Raw genomic sequence first — 20,004 nt, 5'->3', positions numbered from 1 at the left:
CAAGAGTCGTGTTGCCCCATGTGTGGACGTTATGCCCTGTTTCGCTGGAACCCCGCCTTTGCGGCCTTGCCCGGCTTCCCCGCCGACCAGAAGGCCCAGTGGAATATTTCGCCCAACGATTCGGTGCTGATGCTGCGCGCCGGCGCTGAGGGGCAGCGCGAACTGGCCCGGGCCCGCTGGGGCCTCACGCCGCCCTGGCTGACCGACCTGTCCCGTACCCCGGCCCACGCCCGGGCCGAAACCGTGGCCGAGCAGCCGATGTTTCGTGAGGCCCTGCGCCTGCGCCGCTGCCTGCTGCCGGCCAACGGCTTCTATGAATGGCGCGGTGGCACGCGCAAACGCCCTTACTGGTTGACGCCGGGTGAGGGCTCTTCGTTGTTTTTCGCCGCGATCTGGGAAGCCTATCCCGTGCAGGAACAGGTGTGGCTGAGCACCGCAGTCATCACCCAGCCGGCGGCAGGGCAGCGTCGGCCGTTGATCCTCGATGAAGAGGGCCAGCGCCTGTGGCTCGATCCCGAGACGCCACTGCATGTATTGCAAGGCTTGCTGGCCAGTGAACCGGCGGCACTGCGCGAGCGGGTACTGGCCAACATGGTCAATGATCCGAAGCTCAACGGGCCGGAGTGCCTGACTCCGGCTTGAGTGTTGAGGCGCCTGTGCTGGCCCCATCGCGAGCAGGCTCGCTCCCACATTGGACTGGGGGATACACAGAAATGGTGTTCACCCCCCCGCCCCCTGTGGGAGCGAGCCTGCTCGCGATGGGGCCCTAGGATCAAACCTTGAACTGATTGATCAACCGCCGCTGCTGCTCCGCCAGTTTGGTCAGATCCGCACTGGCCGCGCTGGATTCGTCCGCGCCGCCCGCCACTTCATTTGCCACTTGCCCGATGTTGATCACGTTACGGTTGATGTCATCGGCCACCGCGCTTTGTTCCTCGGCGGCGCTGGCGATCTGGGTGTTCATGTCGTTGATCACCGATACCGCCTGGGTGATGGTCTCCAGGGCCTGGGCCGCTTTCGCTGCGTGTTGCACGCTTTCATCGGTGCGGTGCTGGCTGTCTTCCATCACCCGCACCACATCCCGGGTGCCTTGTTGCAACTGTTGGATCATCGTCTGGATTTCTTCAGTGGCCTGCTGCGTTTTCTGCGCCAGATTGCGCACCTCATCGGCCACCACCGCAAATCCACGTCCCTGTTCACCGGCGCGAGCTGCTTCGATGGCCGCGTTGAGGGCCAGCAGGTTGGTCTGTTCGGCGATCCCGCGGATGGCGGTGAGAATCGCGTTGATGTTCTCGCTGTCCTTGGCCAGAGCCTGCACCACGCCCACGGCCTTGCCGATTTCCACGGCCAGGGCGCCGATGGAGGTGGAAGTGTCCCGCACGATCTGCATGCCCTGGCTGGCAGCCTGGTCTGCGTGACCAGCGGCTTGGGCGGCCTGGGTCGCGTTGCGGGCCACGTCCTGGGCGGTGGCGGTCATCTCGTGCACGGCGGTGGCGACCTGATCGATCTCCACCATTTGCTTGTGCACGCCCTGGTTGGTGCGGATGGCGATGTCGGCAGTGTGCTCCGAGGAATCGCTGACGCTCTGCACCGAGGTGACGACCTGGGTGATCATCCCTTGCAACTTGCTCAGGAAGGTATTGAAGCCCTTGGCGATCGCACCCAGTTCATCCGCGCGGTCGCTCACCAGGCGACGGGTCAGGTCGCCTTCGCCCTGGGCGATGTCATCGAGCATCGCCACCATTTGCTTGAGGGGACGGGCAATGCCGTGGGCCACCAGCCAGATCACCAGCAGGCCGATGCCGGCAATCACCAGGCCCACCATGGCCATGCCGAAGATGTCGGTCTGGCGTTGCGCATCCAGGTCTTTTTGCAACGCTTGCAGTTCGGCCATCACCGCATCCAGTGGCAGTTGCAGCATCAGCGTCCAACGGGCTTGGGTTTCACCGATGCCGAACGGCATGTACACCTCGATATGCCCATGGGCTTCATCGACGTCGTAACGTACCTGGCCGACGCTGAGCTTGGACAGGTTGTCCAGTTCATTGGCGTCCAGCAGGTCGCTGGCCTTTTCTCCCAGTTTGGACGGGTCCTTCGTGAAGGCCACCAAGCGGTTGTTGCTGGAGAGCAACGCCATTTCCCCGGCGCCCTCATACAGCTCGCGGTCGGCAGCGACGAGCATGTCCTGGATGAAGTTCACCGACAGGTCGGCGCCGACGATGCCCTGGAACTTGCCATCGACCATGATCGGCTCGATGAACGAGGCGAGCATGGTCATGGTGTTGCCAACGCGATAAGGCGCCGGGTCGATCACGCAGGCTTTCTTGCTGTCCCGGGAGCACAGGTAGTACTCACTGGCGCGAATACCGGTGGACAGCAGTTTCTGGTCCGTCACATCGGCGAGCTTTTCCAGGCCCAGGGTGCCGTCCTGGTTGCGAAACCACCATGGCAGGAAGCGCCCGTCGGTTTCCATGCCCAGCACCGGGCTGTTCACGTAATTGGCGTCGTCGTGGTCAATAGCGTTCGGTTCCCAGGCGATGTAGGCGCCGAGAATCTTCGGGTTGCGCACCACGGTTTCGCGCAGCAGGCTGATCATCTGCTCGCGGGGCACCTTCAGTTGTGCGTTGCCGTCCGGGCCGTTCATGCCCATCAAGGCATTGGTGGTCGCCAGGCCCCGGGCAAGCAACAGCGGTGCCTCCAGTTCTCGCTGGATCAGGCTGGCCTGGGTGCGGGCGAGCGCGTCGAGGCGTTGTTCGATCAGATGCTCGAACTGCGCCTTGGTCCGCTGTTGCACCATGTCCTGGGTGCGGGCGCCGGCAAACAGCGCGTACAGCACCAGGGCACCGACCACACTGAGGATGATGGCGCCGGCCAGAGCGGCCACGGAAAACTGGATCGATTTGAATTTCATAAAGGCTCCGGACGCGGGAATGACGTCTGAAGCCTGTATCGGCGATTCTTTGGCCCAGCATGAGGTGCTGTTCGTCGGATGACTGTTTTGGCTTTGTGGGTGTCGTAAATGGACTGGAGTAGGGTCTGTCTGAAAAAACTGTAATCCCACGCTATGTATCTGGCGCCGATACAAATCAGCGCCTAGGATACGCCCACGTTTCCAGGGAGCTTCTTACATGAACAAGATATTGATGGTGAGTGCACTGAGTGTGGGCTTGCTGCTTGCCGGTTGCCAGTCGGTCAACACTACCAGCGGCGGAGCCGTGGGCGTGGAGCGCAAGCAATACATGTTCAGCATGCTGTCCACCGACCAGGTCAATCAGATGTATGCCCAGTCCTACCAAAAGACCATGGGCGAAGCGAGCGCCAAGGGTGTATTGGACAAGACGAGTAGCGATGCCAAGCGCGTCCAGGCCATCTCCAGTCGGCTGATTGCTCAGGCACCTGTGTTCCGCCCGGATTCGGCGCAATGGAACTGGGAAGTGAACCTGATCAAGAGCGATGAGCTCAACGCCAGTTGCGGCCCCGGCGGCAAAATCATTTTCTATACCGGCTTGATCAACAAGCTCAAGCTCACTGACGATGAAATTGCCGCGATCATCGGCCACGAAATCGCTCACGCCTTGCGCGAGCACGGCCGCGAAGCGATGTCCAAGGCCTACGGCATCGAAATGGCCAAGCAGGGCGCCGGTGCATTGTTCGGTCTGGGCCAGGACAGCCTGGCACTGGCCGATACCGTGGCCAACTACGGCATGACCCTGCCCAACAGTCGCGGCAATGAGAACGAAGCCGACCTGATCGGCCTGGAACTGGCCGCTCGCGCCGGCTACGACCCGAATGCCGCGATCACGTTGTGGAACAAGATGGCCAAGGCTTCGGAAGGCGCGCCGCCGGAATTCATGAGCACCCACCCGTCCTCCAGCAGCCGGATCGCTTCGTTGCAGGCGGCGATTCCGAAGGTGATGCCGCTGTATCAGCAGGCCAGAAAGTAACCATCGTTGTGGGAGCAAAGCTTGCTCGCGACAGAGGCGACGCAGACTTCAATCTGAGCGCGTTATCGTTCATCGCGAGCAGGCTCGCTCCCACAAGGGATTTACCGTGTTCGATATTCTTGTGAGTACCCGCAGCCAGTGTGGGAGCGAGCCTGCTCGCGATGAACGATAACGCGGTATTACTCACCTACCCGATCAAACCCACCCACTGCTCTGCATCGCCTTGTACACCGCCACGATCGCCAGGACCAAGAACGCCGAGGCGGCCAGGCGGCGGATCAGCGTCAGGGGGAGCTTTTCAGCGGCGAAGTTACCGGCCAGGACCACCGGCACGTTGGCAATCAGCATGCCCACGGTGGTGCCGATGATCACCAGCCACAGTTCCGGGTACTGCGCGGCGAGCATCACTGTGGCGATCTGGGTCTTGTCGCCGATTTCTGCCAGGAAGAACGCGATCAGCGTGGTCAGGAAAGGCCCGAACTTGCGGGCCGTACTGGCTTCGTCATCGTCCAGTTTGTCCGGCACCAACGTCCACAGCGCCGTGGCGGCAAAGCTCACCGCCAGGATCCAGTGCAGGACCGCGTCCGAGAAAATACTACCGACCCAGGCTCCCACCGCGCCGGCTGCCGCATGGTTGGCCAAGGTCGCGGCAACGATGCCGGCAATGATGGGCCAGGGTTTGCGAAAGCGAGCCGCGAGAATAAGCGCGAGCAGTTGCGTCTTGTCGCCGATTTCGGCCAGCGCAACGATAGCGGTAGGTACGAGGAAAGAGTCCAGCATCAGGTGATTCCTAGAGGGGCGGGTCGACACGGCTATGACACGTACAGCCTTCCCGCCCCGGGTAAGGTGTGCGTGTCATAGGTCTTGTCAAACCCAGCGACCATCTGCGTGGACGCTTGGGCCGCATACGCCATGGTCTGCTGACCAAGTATGTTGACGTATGCCGGGCGAGCGTGGCGCTCGCGGGAGACTACTCCCCTAGGACGGAGCGGATTCTGCCTAGGCAAATCCGATTGGGCAAGTGCTGTTTCTTAAATTTGCTTCAGCCGCGCTTGGCCCGGTAGATGCGAAAACCCTGGCCTTCGGCCTTGATCGCGCACACGCCCAGATGCTCTTCGATCAGCGGCTGATACTTGAGGAAACTGTTTGCCACCAAGCGCAGTTCGCCGCCGTTTTTCAGATGTTTCGCTGCTTTTCGCAGCAGATTTTCTGTGGCGTGGTAGTCGGTGTGCACGCCGACATGGAACGGCGGGTTGCTCAGAATCGCGCTTAATCCCATGGGCGCGGCGTCGATACCGTCGCCGGTCAGCACCTCGGCCTCCAGACCATTGGCGGCCAGGGTCAGGCGGCTGCTGGCGGCAGCGAACGCATCCACGTCCAGTAGCGTGACGGTGTTGTGCGGATAGCGACGCTTGACCACTGCCCCCAGCACCCCGGCGCCACAACCGAAGTCCAGCAGGTGGCCGCTGGGCAGTTTATCCAGGTGTTCCAGCAACAGCGCACTGCCGCGATCCAGGCGACCGTGGCTGAACACCCCCGGCAGGCTGATGACCTTCAGTGCGCCTTCGGCCAGGGGCAGCTCGTAGGTCTGGGCGAGGCTTTCCAAAGGCTTGGCCTCGGGGGCGTCGGCCACGGTGACCTGCCATAGCTGACAATGGCGCGCGCTGTCGAGCTTGCGCGGCTTGCCGAAGGCATTGAGCTGCTTGGACGCGCCTTCGATGCCGCTGCGCTTTTCCCCCACCAGATACACCTCGCGACCGGCCAGGCGCGAGGCCACGGCGTTGAGGATGTAGTCGGTCAGGTCCTTGGCCTTGGGCAGGAACACCACGGCGGTCTCGAACTCACGGGCCGGCACGTTCACGCCAAAGTCGCTGCGCTCGGGGAAACGGGCATCCAGCGCGGCCTGATCACCGGCGTGCCAGCACCAGCCATGGGCTTGGGGCAAGCGACCGAGCAGATCGTCGGCGGGCAGGCCGGCCAGCAGGACCGAACCCTGAAATAACTCGGCCTGACGAAGCAGTACTTCACTGCGCGGATCCATGGTCTGCTCCTTGAAAAAAAGTGCGGCAGTTTATCAACTGACGACTCGCCGCGCTGTACCGCTGAAAAAACCTTGGGCGTTTTCCGTCAGTTGGCCAACGATCCGTTGCCGCGCCTCGCGGCTGCCCCAGGCGTTATGGGGCGTGACGATCAAGCGAGGAATGTCGGTGGCCAGCAGCGGATTGCCCTGGGTCGGTGGCTCCACGCTCAGCACATCGGTGGCCGCGCCGCCCAAATGGCCGCTGCGCAAGGCATCGGCCAGGGCCTGTTCGTCGATCAGGCCGCCGCGGGCGGTGTTGAGCACAAAGGCGCCGGGTTTGAGCTGCGCCAGTTGCCGGGCACCGATGAAGTTGCGCGTGTGTTCGTTGAGAGGACAGTGCAAGGTCAGGGCATCGATCTGCGGCAACAGTTGATCCAGAGGCAAGCGGTCGGGGCGGGCAGGGCGTCCGGGGATCTGCCCCAGCAGCACGCGCATGCCAAAGGCCTCGGCCAGTCGTCCGACGGCGCTGCCCAGTTCACCATGACCCAACAGCCCGAGGGTTTTGCCTTCCAGTTCGACAATGGGATAGTCCAGCAGGCAAAACTGCGAAGCCTGCTGCCACCGACCTGCGCCGACTGCTTTTTGGTAATCACCCAGGCGCGTCGCCAGATTCAAGAGCAGCATGATCGTGTGCTGGGCCACCGACGGCGTGCCGTAGCCCTGACAGTTGCACACTGTTATGCCGTGTTGGCGCGCGGCGTCCAGGTCGACGTTATTGGTGCCGGTGGCGCTGATCAGGATCAGCTTCAGCTCGGGGTTGGCGGCCATGGCGGTCGCATCGATCACGACCTTGTTGGTGATCGCCACCGTGGCGCCCTTGAGCCGCTCGCTCACTTCATCCCGGCTCGTGCGGGCGAACAGTTGCAGTTCACTGAAGCAGTTGCGCAGTGGTCCCAGGTCCAGATCGCCGAGGTCCAGGGAAGGGTGGTCGAGGAAAACTGCGCGGCCGTTGTTCGTCATCAGCTGTACCTTTTATCGCTGGAATCGAAGGCGTAATGTGGCGAGCCTATCAGATGTGTGTGGGAGCAAGCTTTGCTCCCACACAGCCCCTCACTCACAGTTGATGTTTGTCTTGAGATTGAGCTAGCCAAGGAGTCCCCATGTACCTCACCGAATTCCTCACCGTCGCCCTGATCCACCTGTTGGCCGTGGCCAGCCCCGGGCCGGATTTTGCCGTGGTGGTGCGCGAGAGCGTGACCCATGGTCGCCGCGCCGGAACCTGGACTGCGCTGGGTGTGGGCACGGCGATTTTCCTGCATGTGGGGTATTCGCTGCTGGGCATTGGCCTGATCGTGTCGCAATCGATCGTGCTGTTCAACGCGCTGAAATGGGCCGCCGCCGCCTACCTGCTGTACATCGGCTTCAAGGCGTTGCGGGCGCAACCGGTCAAGCCGACGGCTGACAACCTGCACGAGGAGGCCGGCCAACGTACCGCCCGTGGCGCGTTCACCTCGGGCTTCGTCACCAACGGCCTGAACCCCAAGGCGACGCTGTTTTTCCTGTCGCTGTTCACCGTGGTCATCAACCCTCATACCCCCCTGGCAATCCAGGCCGGCTACGGCGTTTACCTGGCGGCGGCGACGGCAGTGTGGTTCTGTCTGGTGGCCATGCTGTTCAGCCAGCAGCGAGTGCGCGCCGGGTTCGCCCGCATGGGCCACTGGTTCGACCGGACCATGGGCGCGGTACTCGTTGCCATTGGCGTCAAATTGGCGTTTACCGAGATGCGTTGATCGCCCCGACTCCTGACTGCAGGTGACGGTATATGGCTCAAGGCTAGTATTTGCGGGCGGATCAAATCATTCCTTTGGCTGATTTGATCCGCGTACCGGCGCTCTACAGTGCTTACTTCCAGCCAAGACCGTGCAGTCAGAAAAGGGACTCTTATGTTGCAGACTCGCGTTATTCCTCCAGCCGAAGGCGCTTATCAATACCCGCTGCTGATCAAGCGGCTGCTGATGTCCGGTGCGCGTTACGAGAAAACCCGCGAGATCATTTACCGCGACCAGTTGCGCTACAGCTATCCGACCCTGATCGAACGCGTCGCGCGGCTGGCCAATGTGCTGACCGAGGCCGGGGTCAAGGCCGGTGATACCGTGGCGGTGATGGACTGGGACAGCCATCGCTACCTGGAATGCATGTTTGCGATCCCGATGATCGGCGCGGTGATCCACACCATCAACGTGCGCCTGTCACCGGAACAGATCCTCTACACCATGAATCACGCTGAAGACCGCTTCGTGCTGGTCAACAGCGAGTTCGTCGGTTTGTACCAGGCGATTGCCGGACACCTGACGACCGTAGAAAAAACCCTCCTGCTGACCGACCTGCCTGAAAAAACCGCCGACCTGCCGAACCTGGTGGGCGAATACGAACAACTGCTCGCCGCCGCCAGCCCCGCCTACGATTTCCAGGACTTCGACGAAAACTCGGTCGCCACCACGTTCTATACCACCGGCACCACCGGCAACCCCAAGGGCGTGTATTTCACCCATCGGCAACTGGTGCTGCACACCATGGGCGTGTCGACCATCATGGGCGCCATCGACAGTGTGCGGTTGCTGGGCACCAACGACGTGTACATGCCGATTACGCCGATGTTCCATGTCCATGCCTGGGGCCTGCCGTACGTGGCGACCATGCTCGGGCTCAAGCAGGTCTACCCCGGCCGTTATGACCCCGAATTCCTGGTCCAGTTGTGGCGCAAGGAGAAAGTCACCTTTTCCCACTGCGTGCCGACCATTCTGCAAATGGTCCTCAATGCCAAGGGCGCCCAGGACACCGATTTCGCTGGCTGGAAAATCGTCATCGGCGGCAGCGCCCTGAACCGCAGCCTGTATGAAGCGGCCAAGGCCAGGGGCATCCAGCTCACCGCCGCCTATGGCATGTCGGAAACCGGCCCGCTGGTGTCCTGCGCCCACCTCAACGACGAATTGATGGCCGGCAGCGAAGACGAACGCATCACCTACCGGATCAAGGCCGGCGTACCAGGGCCATTGGTGGAAGCGGCGATTGTCGACGCCGAGGGGCATTTCCTGCCCGCTGACGGCGAGACCCAGGGCGAGCTGGTGCTGCGCGCACCGTGGCTCACCGAGGGTTATTTCAACGAGCCGCAGAAGGGCGCCGAGCTCTGGGCCGGCGGCTGGCTGCACACCGGCGATGTCGCCACGCTGGACAGCATGGGCGTGATCGATATTCGCGACCGCATCAAGGACGTGATCAAGACTGGCGGTGAATGGATCTCGTCCCTGGACCTGGAAGACCTCATCAGCCGTCACGTGGCGGTACGCGAAGTAGCAGTGGTGGGGATTCCCGATCCGCAGTGGGGCGAGCGCCCATTTGCCTTGCTGGTCATCCGCGAAGGGCATCAGATCGGGGCTCGCGAGCTCAAGGAACATCTCAAGCCGTTCGTCGAATTGGGGCACCTGAGCAAGTGGGCGATCCCGAGCCAGATCGCCCTTGTTACGGAAATTCCCAAGACCAGCGTCGGCAAGCTCGACAAGAAGCGTATCCGCATCGACGTCACCGAATGGCAGAGCAATAACAGCACCTTCCTGTCGACGCTTTAAACGTTTTTGCCGTGTCCAAAAGGGCACGGCAGCCCCACCAAGCAAGCGCTTGCCTTGTCAAACCGAAAATTTCAGCCATCCTTGCCGTGCCGACATCTGTCGGCCTGGCGAAAGGACTGTTCCAGAGTGGTCGCGGGCTGCAAATCACACTTTAGAGGGATCAAGCCGTACTACCTGCTGGCTATAGTCCGTTTAAGGATTTTCAAGAACGGGGCGCACGCACTAAACGGGCGATGCGACTTTGAACGGGGTGGAACGTTGCCATTCCCAGCCGTTGAAAGTGTTCTTGGAAAATACTGACTGCCATAAAAATAAAAGCACATGGAGTAGCGTCGATGACCTCAGCAAACACGTTCTGGCGCCGGGCAAAACTGCCTCTGGCGGTCAGTCTCGCCTCTTCGCTCGCCGGGCCAGCATTCGGCGTCAGTTTCAACATCGGTGAAATCGAGGGCCAGTTCGACTCGTCCCTGTCGGTCGGCGCAAGCTGGTCCACGGCCAAGGCCAACAGGGACCTGATCGGCGTCAACAACGGCGGCAAGGGCCTGTCCCAGACCTCCGACGACGGTCACCTGAACTTCAAGCGCGGGGAAACCTTTTCGAAGATCTTCAAGGGTATCCACGACCTGGAACTCAAGTACGGCGATACCGGCGTGTTTGTGCGCGGCAAGTACTGGTACGACTTCGAACTCAAGGACGAACATCGCCTGTACAAGGACATCAGCGACACTAACCGCAAGGAAGGCGCCCAGTCTTCCGGCGGGCAGATCCTCGATGCCTTCATCTACCACAACTACGCCATTGGCGATCAGCCGGGTTCGGTTCGTCTGGGTAAACAGGTGGTCAGCTGGGGTGAAAGTACCTTCATCCAGGGCGGGATCAACTCGATCAACCCGGTCGACGTGTCGGCGTTCCGTCGTCCTGGTGCCGAGGTCAAGGAAGGCCTGATTCCGGTCAACATGTTCTATGTGTCCCAGAGCCTGACCGACAACCTGTCGGCCGAGGCGTTCTACCAGTTGGAGTGGGACCAGACCGTGGTGGACAACTGCGGTACGTTCTTCTCGCAGCCGGACGTGGTTGCCGATGGTTGCACCGACAACCTGCGAGTGCTGAACAAACGCTCCACGCTCCCGGCGGCCGCCTTGGGCCCAGCGGAGGCGCTGGGCGTCAACGTCAACGAAGAAGGCGTGCTGGTGCGTCGCGGTCCGGATCGTGATGCTCGCGACAGTGGCCAGTGGGGCGTGTCGTTCAAGTACATGTTCGAGCCGCTGGACACCGAGTTTGGTGCCTACTTCATGAACTACCACAGCCGTGCGCCGATTTTCAGTGCCACCGGTGCTCCACAGTCCGTCTTTGACCTGGCAGCAGGACTGCCGCCTGCGTTCGCCGCACTGTCGCCTCTGCTGGTGGCGGGTAACTCGAACTATTTCATCGAGTACCCTGAAGACATCCGTCTCTACGGTTTGAGTTTCTCCACCACCTTGCCTACCGGTACGGCGTGGAGCGGTGAACTGAGCTATCGTCCGAACGCCCCGGTGCAACTGAGCACCACGGACATTCTTTTCGCCGGTGTGACCCCGCTTCCCGGTCTTGGCAATGCTTCGATCCTCCCTGGCTCGCCGGGTCAGGACCTGCATGGCTATAACCGTAAGGAAATCACTCAGTTCCAGACCACGTTCACCCACTTCCTGGATCAGGTCATGGGCGCCAGCCGTCTGACCCTGGTGGGCGAAGTCGGCGTGACCTACGTGGGCGGCCTGGAAAGCAGGTCCGACGCTCGTTACGGCCGTGACCCGGTGTTTGGTCCGGGCGAACTGCCCAACGGTTTCTGTAACCTGCTCAATGGCTCGACTGCGGCCGGTGGTGGCCAGACCAGTGCCGATGTGAACAGCAACTGCAACAACGACGGCTTCACCACCTCCACTTCCTGGGGCTACCGTGCCCGCGCCATCTGGGAATACCCGGACGTGTTCGCCGGTGTGAACCTCAAGCCCAACGTGGCCTGGTCCCATGACGTCAAAGGCTACTCGCCAGGCCCGGGCGCCAACTTTGAAGAAGGCCGCAAAGCCGTCAGTCTCGGACTGGATGCCGAGTATCAGAACACCTACAACGCGAGCCTGGCCTACACCAACTTCTTTGGTGGCGACTTCAGCACCGTGGACGATCGCGATTTCCTGGCGCTCAGCGTCGGCGTGACCTTCTAAGCACAGTATTTCAGGACGACACACTATGAAAATAACAAAGAGTCTGTTGCAGGTCGGTGTTTTGGGGCTATCCCTGCTGGCCGCCAGCGTCATGGCGGCTGTGCCTGCCGCCGAAGCCGACAAACTGGGCAAAAGCCTGACGCCGATGGGCGCCGAAATGGCCGGCAATGCCGACGGTTCGATCCCGGCCTGGAAACCCATGGCCAAGAACGCCGGCAGCGTGGACAGCAAGGGTTTCCTTTCCGACCCGTACGCCAGTGAAAAGCCGCTGTTCACCATCACTGCGCAGAACGTCGACCAGTACAAAGACAAGCTCGCGCCGGGCCAGTATGCGATGTTCAAGCGATACCCGGAATCCTTCAAGATGCCGGTCTACCCATCCCATCGCGGCGCCACCGTGCCGGATGACGTGTATGCCTCCATCAAGAAAAACGCGGTGAACACCAAGCTGGTGTCCGGCGGTAACGGTCTGGAGAACTTCGAGACGGCTGTGCCGTTCCCGATTCCCCAGAGCGGTGTGGAAGTGATCTGGAACCACATCACTCGCTATCGCGGCGGCAGCGTGACCCGCCTGGTGACCCAGGCCACGCCGCAGCCCAACGGCTCCTACAGCCTGGTGTACTTCAGGGACCAGTTCGTGTTCCGCGACAAGATGAAGGATTTCGATCCGGCCAACCCTGGCAACATCCTGTTCTACTTCAAGCAGCAAGTCACCGCGCCGGCGCGTCTGGCCGGTGGTGTACTGCTGGTGCACGAAACCCTCGACCAGGTGAAGGAACCGCGTTCTGCGTGGGTCTACAACGCCGGCCAGCGCCGTGTGCGCCGTGCGCCACAGGTCTCCTATGACGGCCCGGGCACCGCTGCCGACGGCCTGCGTACCTCCGACAACCTGGACATGTACAACGGTGCGCCGGATCGCTACGACTGGAAGCTGGTGGGCAAGAAAGAACTGTACATTGCCTCCAACAGCTACAAGATCGATTCGCCTCAGCTCAAGTACGCCGACATCATCAAGGCCGGCCATATCAACCAGGACCTGGCTCGCTACGAGCTGCGTCGGGTCTGGCATGTGACCGCGACCCTGAAGGAAGGCCAACGCCACATCTACGCCAAGCGTGACTTCTACATCGACGAAGACACCTGGCAAGCCGCGGTGATCGACCATTACGACGGTCGTGGCCAACTGTGGCGCGTTGCCGAGGCCCATGCCGAGAACTACTACGACAAGCAAGTGCCGTGGTACGCCCTGGAAACCCTCTACGACCTGCAGTCCGGCCGCTATCTGGCGCTGGGCATGAAGAACGAAGAGAAATCGGCCTACGACTTCGGCTTCACCGCCAGCACCGCCGAGTTCACTCCCAACGCATTGCGCCAGGAGGGTATCCGCTAAACAGCTTCACCCGAGGCCGCATCCTCGAAAAAACGCCCCGACTGGTTCGGGGCTTTTTTTTGCCCAACACAAAACCCCTGTGGCGAGGGGATTTATCCCCGCTGGGCTGCGAAGCAGCCCCAAAAAGCTCTAGCATTCCCTCGCTCCTGCGTGGGAATGATCAAACTCCCCCGCCACAAGAGCGGTGGCTGCCTGAGATTTTCGAATCGGTCGGCTTGTAGCCTTTTTGTAGCCATTTGTAGCAACTCCCTTCAATACCTCCTCGTTTACCGCTAGTCTGCGGACATCTGCAACGCCGCCACCCGCATTTCAACAAGAGCCGGCCATGACTGATCTGTCTTCACTCCCGGGTTCTGCCCGCACCGCCGTCGCGGTCCAGGACGGGCGCTTCTACCGCCCGCCCTTGCCTGACGGCCATGTCGTGCGGCCGCGGTTGTGCGAGCGCTTGAGTGCGGGGCTTGGAGGTCGGTTGCTGTTGGTGAGCGCACCGGCGGGGTTCGGCAAAAGCTCACTGGCGGTGGAGTTCTGCCAGAGCCTGCCGGCCTATTGGCAAAGCCTCTGGCTGGGGCTCAGTGCCCGGGACAACGACCCGGGACGCTTTCTGGAACGGCTGCTCGAAGGGCTCCAGGCGTTCTTCCCGCAGTTGGGAGGTCGGGCGTTGGGGCTGCTGAAAATGCGCCAGCGCCACCAACCTTTCGCCTTCGAAGAATGGCTCGACGGCCTGCTGGATGAACTGTCCGCGCATCTGTCGCCGGATACACCCTTGCTGCTGGTGCTCGACGACTACCACCTGGCCCAAAGCCCGGTGCTGGATCGTTGCCTGCAATTTTTCCTTAATCACCTGCCCGAAGGTTTGCTGGTGCTGGTCACCAGTCGGCAGCGCCCGGACTGGCATCTGGCGCGCCTGCGTCTGTCACGCCAATTGCTCGAACTGAACGAGCAGGACTTGCGTCTGACCCATGAAGAAGCCCTGACCCTGCTGCAGCACCACAGCAGTTCGTTGCGCGGGGAAGCCCTGGAGAGCCTGATCCAGCGCAGCGAAGGCTGGGTGGCCGGGCTGCGTTTCTGGTTGCTGGCCGCTTCCGAGGCCGGGACTGAGGGCCGGATGCCCCAGGCTCTGCATGGCGGCGAAGGGCTGATTCGCGATTACCTGCTTGAGGAAGTCATCGACTGTCTGCCCGCCGAAGTGCAGGCGTTTCTCTACGACACCGCGTCCCAGGAACGTTTCTGCAGCGAACTGTGTGATGCCGTGCGCGAAGCCCATGACAGCGCCGAAATTCTGGAGTATCTGGCGGCGCACCAGGTGTTCCTGGTGCCGCTGGACGAGCATGGCCACTGGTACCGTTACCACCATCTGTTTTCCGATTTGCTGCGCAGCCGTCCCAGTGCGCCGGCCATGGTGCCGGCTGCGACCCTGCACCTGCGGGCCTGCCGCTGGTTCAATGCCCAGGGCCTGATCGACGAGGCCGTGGAACAGGCGCTGCGGGCCGGGCACCTGGATGTGGCGGCGAACCTGGTGCAGAACCTCTCGGAGGAGCAATTGCTGGCCGAGCAGAACGTCGGCATGTTGCTGCGCTGGAAAATGGACTTGCCCGACAGCCTGCTCATCAGCACGCCGCGCTTGATCGTGCTGTACAGCTGGGCGCTGGGGCTGGCCTGCCAGTTGGACGCCGCTGAAGAACTGGCCGCCCACCTGAGCCGGTTCCTGCCGGCGCCTTCGGCCACTGCGCAAAAATCCATGCTTGCCCAATGGCTGGCCCTGAGCGGAATCATTGCCCGTGGCCGTGGGGATCGCGAGGCCACTGTGCGTTACTGCACCGAAGCCCTGGAGAGCCTGCCGCAAAAGCGCTATGGCCAACGTCTGATGTGCCTGTCCACGCTGTCGAACCTGGCGATTGCCGACGGTGACCTGTGGCGCGCCCGGGCCTTGAACCGTGACTCCCTGGAGCTGGCGCAGCGCGTCGGTAACCCGTTGTTCGAGGCCCTGGCCCATTACGACCGCGCCCGGGTGTTGCAAGCACGAGGGGAGATCCTGCGGGCGCTCGATGAGGTGCGCCAGGGCCTGCAACGCCTGCACGCACTCTCGCCGCAACGGCTGTATGCCGTGCGGGCGCGATTGATTCTGTACGAAGGGTTCCTGCTGACTTTGCGCATGCAGCCCCAGGCCGGCTTGGCGCGGTTGCAGGCCGGTCTTACCGAAGCGCGGGCGTGCCGCGACATCAGCGTGTTGATCGGTCACTGCGTGATCGCGCGGGTTGAAGGCCACGCTCGCGAATTCGCCCGGGCCTTTGCCGAACTGGCCGAAGCCGAGCGCCTGATGCATATCTGGGACGTTCCGCCGATTTATTACCTGGCGATGATCACCCTGGTCAAATGCGAACTCTGGCTGGCCCAGGGGCGTACGGACCTGGCCGAAGCCTGGCTGGCGCGGCTGGGGCAGACCTACACCGGTGAGCGGGCCGCCGCGCCGCCGGAATTCCACCCGCAACTGCCGCTGCACGTCGAATTGCAACAGGCGGTGCTGGAGTCCATCCGCGGCCAGCCCATGTTGGCCGAAGGACGGCTCAATGCCTTGCTTGAACACGGCCAGCAAACCGGCCGGCAGATGCTCAGTGTGATGGCGCTCAACCAGAAGGTCGCCTTGCTGCTGAGCGTCGGCCGCGAACCCGAAGCCCGCAGTACCCTGGCCCAAGCCCTCGAAGCCGCCGCTGGCGGGGTGCTGCAGCCGTTCGAATGGTTGCTGGGCGAACATCGGGAGTGGCTGCGCGAGCAATTGTTGCGCGCACCCTCCAGTCCCTTGCGCCAGAACCTGCTTGAGCGCTTGCCGTCGACGGTGGCTGCCGATTCACCGGCCCCCGTTGAAACCCTCAGCAGTCGCGAGCGGGCGGTGCTGCAATTGATTGCCCAGGGCTGTTCGAACCAGGAAATCAGCGAGCAGTTGTTCATCTCGCTGCACACGGTCAAGACCCACGCCAGCCACATCAACAGCAAACTCGGCGTGGAGCGCCGCACCCAGGCCGTGGCGCGGGCGAAGGTGCTGGGGTTGTTGGGCTAGGACTGGTTACTTGTGCCAAGCGGTTGGCCAGCGATAAGGAATGCTTGATGTTACCCCTGTACAAAACCATCCCATCCCCCGTAGGCCAACTGATCCTCGTCGCCCGGGATACAAAACTGGCGGCCATCCTCTGGGAAAACGAGCGTCTCAACCGCGTGCGCCTGGGGCCTTTGGAAGAGGACAGCCAGCATCCGGTCCTCAAGGAAACCGAGCACCAGCTCATGGAGTATTTCGCCGGCCAGCGCCGCCGTTTCGACCTGGCGCTGGACTTTGCCGGCACCGACTTTCAGGTCCGGGTCTGGCAGGCGCTGCTGACCATTCCGTTCGGTGAAACCCGCAGCTACCGCGACATCGCCATCCAGATCGGCCAGCCCACGGCGGTGCGGGCGGTAGGCGCCGCCAACGGCCGCAACCCCATCTCCATCATCGCCCCCTGCCACCGCGTCATCGGCACCTCCGGCAGCCTTACCGGCTTTGCGGGCGGCCTTGCGGCCAAACAGTTCCTGCTGAGCCTGGAAGGTCAGCAGACGCTGCAGTTGGCGTTTTGAGTTATTTCATTTGGCCGCAAGCCCATAACACTGCAAATCCCTTGTGGGAGCGAGCCTGCTCGCGATAGCGGAAGGTCAGCTTGCAAGGATGTTGGATGGGCCTGCGCTATCGCGAGCAGGCTCGCTCCCACACAGGACTCACTCGGTTCAGGCCGAAGGCTCTTGCGGCGCCAGCATGCGCGTCGGCGGTTGGCCGTTGGCGTTGTGCTGGAATATCTGCGTCGGCTGCCCCTGTTCATTGAAGAACACCTGCCCGATCCCCGCCGAGTTCCACAACCGCTCTCCCGCCTCGGCGTGTTCGGGGGTGTGAGGAATGATGCGCATGCTGCGACGCTTGGTGAACCAGTTCAGGGGCGAGCGGGGAGAGTAGAGCCAACGGTTCAGACGATCGAACCATTCCAGCAGCGCCGGCGGGAACTCATTCTTGATGCCGCTGCTGGTGATCTGCCAGATGCGCGGGCCGCCCTTACGGTGTGGGATCAGCACCTCATAGACGAAGGAATAATGCACATCCCCGGACAGCACCACGTAATTACCGGGCGTGCGTGAGTGCCGGAAAATGTTCAGGATTACTTGCGCCGCGCCGCGATGGGCCATCCAATTTTCCGCGTCCACCAGCAGCGGATAACCGCACCAACTGAACACCCGTTGCACGGTTTCGATCAGCTTCACACCGAAGATCGGCGCCGGTGAAACGATAATCGCGGAGGGATGATCCAGCAGTTCCTGCTGAAGTTCGCTCAGGGCTTCCCAATCGAGCAGTCCCGAAGGCTGCTTGAGGTTGCGCTCGCTGCGCCAGCGGCGGGTGCGGGTGTCGAGCACCACCAGGGCCGGGGTGGTCGGCAACACGTAGTGCCATTGCTGGAAACCCAGCAGCGTGTCGATCAGTTTGTCCTGTGGGCCGCTGTCCAGGTAGCGGTCCCGGGCGGTGTCGCTCAGGGCCAGGGTTTGCTGGATCACCTCATCAAACGCGTCCGGGTTGTTGCCCCAGCCCTGGCAGAGCATGTAGGCGATCAACGCGTTGCCGATGATGCGCTTGGAGAACGGGTGGCCGTAGGCCGTTTCTTCCCACTGCGCGGATAGATTCCAGTCATCGGTGATGTCGTGATCGTCGAAAATCATCAGGCACGACAGGTGTGCAAACACCCGCGCCGCGCCCCCAAGACCGGTCTTGAAACCCTCGATGCGCTGCTGTTCCAGCGCATAGCGCTGGCGCCGCTCGGCGGTCAGTTCCGGCGGTTGCGGGTCGATCAGGGTCCACGGCACGGGTGACCACACCAGCAAATACATCGCCATCACTTCAGCGAAGGTCACCAGATGATTGTCGGCGCTGCTGCTGGTGAATATCGGCTTGCGGGCCCCGCCGAAAAAACGCTCGCGTAGGGTTTCATTGCTTTCCAGCGCCGGTAATAAATCGGCGCGGTGGTAGTAGCTGGCCGGGTGTTCATAGAGCTTGGCGCTGTCTTCAACCACCGCGCCGTCCAGGCATTCCTCGAACAGCCCCAGCCGCTCGATCAACGCATGAATCGCCCGCAGCATGGGCCCGGCGACGTCATCGGCATAGACCTGATCGCCGCTCATCATCAACAACGCCGGACGCTGCTGTGGGGCTTGTGCCAACAGCCGGTCGACGCAGAGCAAGCCGTCGTGGGTCGGATAGTGGGGTTTGCGGCAGGAACCATGGACCAGTTGATCGATACGCGAATGCAGGACGAAGTTCGGGCACTGCGCCTGGCCATACAACAGATGGGGCGCCCATTCGGCAATGGGCGCGCCGTCCACCAGCAGGTCGTAGTCAATCACCACGTCCTGGGGCAGGGCGGTGTCGAGTCGTACATCGATCAGGTGCACAAAAGCCTGCTGCCCCACCGGCACTACGGTGCAGCGCGGGGCATCCAGGGTGAGATCGCCCACACCGGCCACACGCAGCGTCAACGTGAGGGGGCGTGTACCCACCAGCCACATCACCAGCCGTGTGGGCTCCAGTCGCCGCAGCAGCGGGCCGACCAGGACAGGGGGCAGGGCAGGGGAGATGTCAGATGAGGACGGCAACATTCGCAGGTAAAGCTCTGGCTCCGATGGAGGCGGGGATCATAACGCAATGCGCTGGAGAACTGGGACTCGGTGAAAAGGCGGCGTGCTCCAGCTCTTGTGGCGAGGGAGCTTGCTCCCTCGCCACAGGCTGCACTGGGCTTTGCTGCCTCACTGCGCCTGATTGGAAGCTTCAGCGGCTTTAATCAAATCCGGCCCAATCTCTTTTTCAAACTTGGCCCACACCGGTTTCATCTTCTCGCGCCAGGCGTTGCGCTGCTGGGGGGTGAGGCTGATGATCTCGGTGGTCCCGGCGTCGAGGATGAACTGCTTGTCCTGCTGGTTCAGTCGGTCCGCCTCACTGTTTGCATAGGCGGTGGCCTCGACCACGATCTTGTCCAGTTCGGTGCGGATATCCGGCGGCAGGCCGTTCCAGAAGTCGGACGAGGCGATCAGCATGTAGTCGAGAATGCCGTGGTTGGATTCGGTGATGTACTTCTGCACTTGATGCTGTTTCTGGTTGTAGAAGTTTGAGTAGGTGTTCTCCGTGCCGTTGACCAAACCGGTGCGCAGGCCCTGGTATACCACAGAGAAAATCATCGGTTGGGGGATGGCGCTCACGGCCTTGAATTGTTCTTCCAGCACGGCCGAACTCTGCACCCGGAACTTCAAGCCACGGGCATCCTCGGGTACACGCAGTGGTTTGTTGGCCGACAACTGCTTCATGCCGTTGTGCCAATAGGCCAGGCCAGTGACGTTCTTGCTTTCCATGGACTTGAGCAGTTTCTGGCCTTCCGGGCTCTGCTGGAAGCGGTCCACCGCGGCAATGTCGTTGAACAGAAACGGCAAGTCGAACAACTGCACGGATCGGGTGTACTGATCGAACTTGGCCAGCGAGCGCGCAATGATCTGCACGTCACCCAGCAGCAGCGCTTCCATCTCCTTGTCATCGCCAAACAACGTGGAGTTGGGATACACCTCGACCTTCACCCGGCCTGGCAATCGTTCATCCGCCAGTTTCTTGAACATCAACGCGCCCTGGCCCTTGGGCGTTTGCTCGGCCACGACATGGGAAAATTTGATCACGATCGGTTCAGCCGCCATGGCTGAGCCCAGCAGGCTGAAACTCAAGGTACAGACGAGCGCTTTGCAAAGAGGTTTTAGCATGGTGAGGCTTCCCTTTTATTGG

At 61.8% G+C, this 20,004-nt stretch carries 14 protein-coding genes, 1 pseudogene and 1 riboswitch; of the genes and pseudogenes, 8 read left to right on the top strand and 7 right to left on the bottom strand.

Annotated features, from left to right (window positions below; translation table 11 throughout):
• The first annotated feature begins 18 nt into the window (after positions 1-18).
• Complete coding sequence (locus tag HQ912_RS23860; protein WP_047229424.1) at positions 19-642, top strand: SOS response-associated peptidase; 624 nt, start codon at positions 19-21, stop codon at positions 640-642.
• A gap of 130 nt (positions 643-772) precedes the next feature.
• Here HQ912_RS23860 and HQ912_RS28220 read toward each other — a convergent pair whose 3' ends face one another.
• Positions 773-1,516: a methyl-accepting chemotaxis protein gene (locus tag HQ912_RS28220; RefSeq protein WP_372241397.1), complete on the bottom strand. Its 744-nt coding sequence runs from the start codon at positions 1,514-1,516 to the stop codon at positions 773-775.
• A gap of 114 nt (positions 1,517-1,630) precedes the next feature.
• Positions 1,631-1,825 (bottom strand): annotated as a pseudogene (locus HQ912_RS28215) (HAMP domain-containing protein); the annotation flags it as partial.
• 1,303 nt (positions 1,826-3,128) lie between these two features.
• Between HQ912_RS28215 and HQ912_RS23850 the strand changes: the two are divergent.
• Positions 3,129-3,944 carry a M48 family metallopeptidase gene (locus HQ912_RS23850; RefSeq protein ID WP_047229426.1) on the top strand — a complete coding sequence of 272 codons (816 nt, stop codon included), beginning with the start codon at positions 3,129-3,131 and terminating at the stop codon, positions 3,942-3,944.
• A 195-nt stretch (positions 3,945-4,139) separates the two neighbouring features.
• On the opposite strand, the gene HQ912_RS23845 is transcribed toward HQ912_RS23850, so the two are convergent.
• The 3 genes from HQ912_RS23845 to HQ912_RS23835 all read right to left on the bottom strand — a co-directional run bounded on the left by HQ912_RS23845 (position 4,140) and on the right by HQ912_RS23835 (position 6,984).
• The gene (locus HQ912_RS23845) at positions 4,140-4,724 is read right to left on the bottom strand and encodes a TMEM165/GDT1 family protein (protein ID WP_047229427.1); all 585 of its coding nucleotides are present in this window, start codon (positions 4,722-4,724) and stop codon (positions 4,140-4,142) included.
• A 90-nt stretch (positions 4,725-4,814) separates the two neighbouring features.
• Positions 4,815-4,935, bottom strand: a riboswitch (yybP-ykoY riboswitch).
• Positions 4,936-4,986: 51 nt separating this feature from the next.
• A complete protein-coding gene (locus tag HQ912_RS23840) occupies positions 4,987-5,985 on the bottom strand; it encodes a class I SAM-dependent methyltransferase (RefSeq protein ID WP_173407379.1) in 999 nt (332 codons plus the stop codon).
• Between the two features lie 33 nt (positions 5,986-6,018).
• Complete coding sequence (locus HQ912_RS23835; RefSeq protein ID WP_173407378.1) at positions 6,019-6,984, bottom strand: 2-hydroxyacid dehydrogenase; 966 nt, start codon at positions 6,982-6,984, stop codon at positions 6,019-6,021.
• 140 nt (positions 6,985-7,124) lie between these two features.
• Here HQ912_RS23835 and HQ912_RS23830 point away from each other — a divergent pair, with 140 nt between their 5' ends.
• From HQ912_RS23830 to HQ912_RS23805, 6 genes are all read left to right on the top strand, one after another.
• Positions 7,125-7,754: a LysE family translocator gene (locus tag HQ912_RS23830; protein ID WP_173407377.1), complete on the top strand. Its 630-nt coding sequence runs from the start codon at positions 7,125-7,127 to the stop codon at positions 7,752-7,754.
• 153 nt (positions 7,755-7,907) lie between these two features.
• Positions 7,908-9,590 (top strand): fatty acid--CoA ligase, encoded by a 1,683-nt coding sequence (locus HQ912_RS23825; protein WP_076386273.1) that lies wholly within the window; start codon positions 7,908-7,910, stop codon positions 9,588-9,590.
• Between the two features lie 335 nt (positions 9,591-9,925).
• Entirely contained in the window at positions 9,926-11,791 is a 1,866-nt protein-coding gene (locus tag HQ912_RS23820) for a DUF1302 domain-containing protein (protein ID WP_047229432.1), read from the top strand.
• A 25-nt stretch (positions 11,792-11,816) separates the two neighbouring features.
• The gene (locus HQ912_RS23815; RefSeq protein WP_047229433.1) at positions 11,817-13,181 is read left to right on the top strand and encodes a DUF1329 domain-containing protein; all 1,365 of its coding nucleotides are present in this window, start codon (positions 11,817-11,819) and stop codon (positions 13,179-13,181) included.
• 325 nt (positions 13,182-13,506) lie between these two features.
• Positions 13,507-16,236: a LuxR C-terminal-related transcriptional regulator gene (locus HQ912_RS23810; RefSeq protein WP_173407376.1), complete on the top strand. Its 2,730-nt coding sequence runs from the start codon at positions 13,507-13,509 to the stop codon at positions 16,234-16,236.
• Between the two features lie 47 nt (positions 16,237-16,283).
• Entirely contained in the window at positions 16,284-16,784 is a 501-nt protein-coding gene (locus HQ912_RS23805) for a methylated-DNA--[protein]-cysteine S-methyltransferase (protein ID WP_173407375.1), read from the top strand.
• 147 nt (positions 16,785-16,931) lie between these two features.
• Here the strand turns inward: HQ912_RS23805 and HQ912_RS23800 are convergent, their stop codons facing one another.
• Positions 16,932-18,839 carry an alkaline phosphatase D family protein gene (locus HQ912_RS23800; protein ID WP_160893506.1) on the bottom strand — a complete coding sequence of 636 codons (1,908 nt, stop codon included), beginning with the start codon at positions 18,837-18,839 and terminating at the stop codon, positions 16,932-16,934.
• Between the two features lie 147 nt (positions 18,840-18,986).
• On the bottom strand, positions 18,987-19,982 hold the full coding sequence (locus tag HQ912_RS23795) for a TRAP transporter substrate-binding protein (RefSeq protein WP_160893504.1): 996 nt from the start codon (positions 19,980-19,982) through the stop codon (positions 18,987-18,989).
• Between the last annotated feature and the right edge of the window lie 22 nt (positions 19,983-20,004).

Source organism: Pseudomonas sp. MPDS (assembly GCF_013283895.1).
Taxonomy (GTDB): domain Bacteria; phylum Pseudomonadota; class Gammaproteobacteria; order Pseudomonadales; family Pseudomonadaceae; genus Aquipseudomonas; species Aquipseudomonas rhizophila.
The sequence above is the reverse complement of the archived record's forward strand: the minus strand, read 5'-3'. Positions and strand labels throughout refer to the sequence as shown.